General features: G+C 61.0%; 2 protein-coding genes. One reads left to right on the top strand and one right to left on the bottom strand.

The annotated features are described in order from the left end of the window. Window positions 1–37: 37 nt before the first annotated feature. Window positions 38–1,201 (bottom strand): AAA family ATPase, encoded by a 1,164-nt coding sequence (locus QWZ14_RS16795; protein ID WP_290317922.1) that lies wholly within the window; start codon window positions 1,199–1,201, stop codon window positions 38–40. Window positions 1,202–1,865: 664 nt separating this feature from the next. On the opposite strand from QWZ14_RS16795, the gene istA reads away from it, so the two are divergent. After that, window positions 1,866–3,106, top strand: a 1,241-nt coding sequence (istA, locus tag QWZ14_RS16790) for an IS21 family transposase (RefSeq protein WP_290317921.1), incomplete at its 3' end; no start/stop codon positions are given.

Genomic DNA, 3,106 nt, shown 5'->3' with positions numbered 1-3,106 from the left:
GGTCACGGGCACTGGCAAACCGCGATCGGCGTCGCTTTTAGCCCTGACGCTGCATGAACTCGGCAAAAAGCGGTACAGTAAAATCAAGATATCCATGATCGGTGCTGTAGATCATGCCCTTTGAGATAATGTTCGCACGCGACGGCCCCAAAGATTTTTGAGTACGATTCATTTTCTTTGCGATATCCGCCATCGCATAGGGGCCATCGCCAAGTTGCGCCATCGCCTTTACAAATTGGACTTCTGCCTTCGTTAGGCGATCAATCCGCACCTTAAAGAACCCTTCGTCCAGTGACGCCAATGTTTCAGGATAGGACCTGTCCGCGTCTTCAAAATTAATTTCAGGTCCTTCCGCATTGTTCCATATTACAGAGGCCCATTCTTGAAGGAAGAAGGGATAGCCCCTGGTGCGCTCGATAATGACCTTTAGTGCTTCCGCTGTTATGGTGGCGTCTTCGTCAACAATCGGCTTTTCAATTGCTTGCCTGGCGGAAGCCGGATCAAGAGCTCCCACAGCCGGATATTGGAACAATCGTTCTGCGTAGGATTTAGCTTCTCCGGCTAAGCGCGCAACTTGTGGAAGACCAGCACCCACCAGGAGAACGGGCAAGCCTTCCTGTGACATCCGGTGGAGTGCAACAATCAACGCAGACAGATCAGCCTCAGATAGATACTGCACCTCATCGATTAGAAGTAGCCAGCCACGTTCGGCAGCCTTGGCAGCCTTCCCAATCAGGGTGAAAAGGTCCGGTAAATCGTACTGAAGATCACCCGTATCGGCCAGTCCGAGCTCAGGCTCCACGCCTACTTCTACGCCGGCAATTTCTATTTTGAAAATCGAGGCAAAGTTCTGCAGACCCTTGAGACCTCGGGTTGTTATCTGTTTTGCTGCTTCGATCCCGGACAGCGATCTCATGACTTTTCGCATTTCCGGGTAGATAAGGCGGGCGAGGCTTTCCCCTTCCGGAGACTCGACTTTGGAAACCAGAAGACCCTGTTGCTCGGCCTGCCGACCGATCTCGTTAAGCAATACGGTTTTGCCAGTACCGCGTAGGCCCAGCAGCATAATCGAGCGCGCACTTCTTCCCTGCACGGCTCTTCCACAAGAAATCTTTCCTGCCTCGAGGATGGCAGTTCGACCGGCGAGTTCTGGAGGGCGACTACCTGCTCCGGGCGCGAATGGGTTACGATATGGATCCATTAGTTCTCCATGAGCGGCTTCGCGCCTAGCAGTTTCTAGCTAAGTCTAGCGAAATATAGTAGACTTAGATAGACATTATTAGCTCCTGTGGAGCTCTGTTGCGTGAGCCCTCAGGCCCTCGCAATCCAGTCGGCCAACGCTGAAATTTGGTACGTCGCCGTTGCGCGTTCGGCGCATTGGAATGTCTGCCTTGCGCGCCTAAGTTCTCAAAACTGTTGGGCCGTAAACCGCCCGGACCCGACCTACCCGGTACCAAGTGTCGGATTTTGACCACTGAGCAGAGGGTGAGCAGTGTTGCCGGAGGTCAACAGGCTTCGGAAGAACTATTATGGAGCCTGAGGCTCAGCCGGGCTTGGGCAGCAGCAGCCGGCAAAACCAACCGGGGCTAGCGCAGCCTAACAACCTTGCCGGCTGCCAATGGGGGCCCAAGAGAGCTTTTGAGGCCTCACTGGCTCACTTCTTCCCCCGCAAAAGGTCTGTGTCTAGCGGCACGACGTCGAGCTCGAGCCGCCTGGCCACGGCTTGCAGAGCGATCACGTCGCCAGCGTGGCTTTGCTATCGAATTTTGGCCCAGGCGTGCTGACGGATTTTGGCCCACCTGCCGTCCCCCAACCTACGGTCTTCCGGTCTTACCGGGGGGCCTGGCATGGACAGGAAAGCCAAAGTGGATTTGTTCGAGCAGCTTCGTCGGGAGCATGAGTTTGGCATCGGGACGGTCGCGGGTGTGGCGGCCAAGTTCGGGGTGCATCGCCGGATGGTCCGGCAGGCGATTGCCGGTGCCCTGCCGCCACGGCATCACTACCCGCAGCGCGCCAGGCCGAAACTGGATACGGTCACCGCCTTCATCGACCAGGTGCTGGACGCTGACCGCGGCGCGCCGCGCAAGCAGCGGCATACGGCGCGGCGCATCCACCGGCGGATCCTGAAAGAGTTTCCGGGCGCCGCGGTAGCTGAGTCGACGGTGCGCAACCACGTCCGTGAGCGCCGTCGTGCCATCGGCCTGGTGCGGCGGGAGACCTTCGTGCCGCAGGGCTACAGCTGGGCCCAGGAGGCGCAGGTCGACTGGTACGAGGCCTGGGCCGACCTCGGCGGCGAGCGGTGCCGGGTACAGATCTTCGCCATGCGCTCGATGGCCAGCGGCGCGGCCTTCCACCGCGCCTACCGGCACGCGACGCAGCAGGCGTTCCTCGAGGCGCATGAGGCGGCCTTTGCCTATTTCGGCGGGGTGTTCCGCCTGCTGCGCTACGACAACCTCGCCAGCGCGGTGCGCAAGATCCTGCGCGGGTACCGGCGGGAGGAGACGGTACGGTTCGTGGCGTTCCGCTCGCATTGGCGGTTTGCCGCGGAGTTCTGCACGCCCGGCGAGGGGCATGAGAAAGGCGGCATCGAGGGCGAGGTCGGCTATTTCCGGCGCAACCACCTGGTCCCGGTGCCCGCCGTGGTCGACCTCGAGGCGCTGAATGCGCTGCTGGTGGCAGGCTGCCGCGCCGATGAGGGGCGGATCCTGGATGGGCGCCGTGAGGCGGTCGGCGTGGCGATGGCGGTGGAGCGTGACCATTTGCTGCCTCTCGCGGCCGAGGGTTTCGAGCTGGCCGAGGTGACGTTCCCGCTGGTGGACAAGCAGGGCTGCGTCATCATCAAGACCAACGCCTACTCGGTGCCCGCCCGGGCGGGCAGCCGGGTGGAGGCGCGGGTCTATCCGCTACAGGTCGAGCTTTGGCACGGTGGGCGGCGGATGGCCTGCCACGAGCGTTGCCATGGTCGCCGCCAGCAGGTGCTGGACCTCGAGCACTACCTCGATGTGCTGGGCCACAAGCCCGGCGCCCTGGCCGGGTCCCGGCCGCTGGAGCAATGCCGCCAGGCCGGGCGCTGGCTGGCCTGCCATGACACGCTCTGGGATCGGCT

Source organism: Paeniroseomonas aquatica (assembly GCF_030409335.1).
Classification (GTDB): domain Bacteria; phylum Pseudomonadota; class Alphaproteobacteria; order Acetobacterales; family Acetobacteraceae; genus Belnapia; species Belnapia aquatica.
The sequence above is the reverse complement of the archived record's forward strand: the minus strand, read 5'-3'. Positions and strand labels throughout refer to the sequence as shown.

Coding starts and splice junctions, on each gene's coding strand:
- QWZ14_RS16795 (WP_290317922.1), bottom strand. CDS start 1,201: ATGGATCCATATCGTAACCCATTCGCGCCCGGAGCAGGTAGTCGCCCT.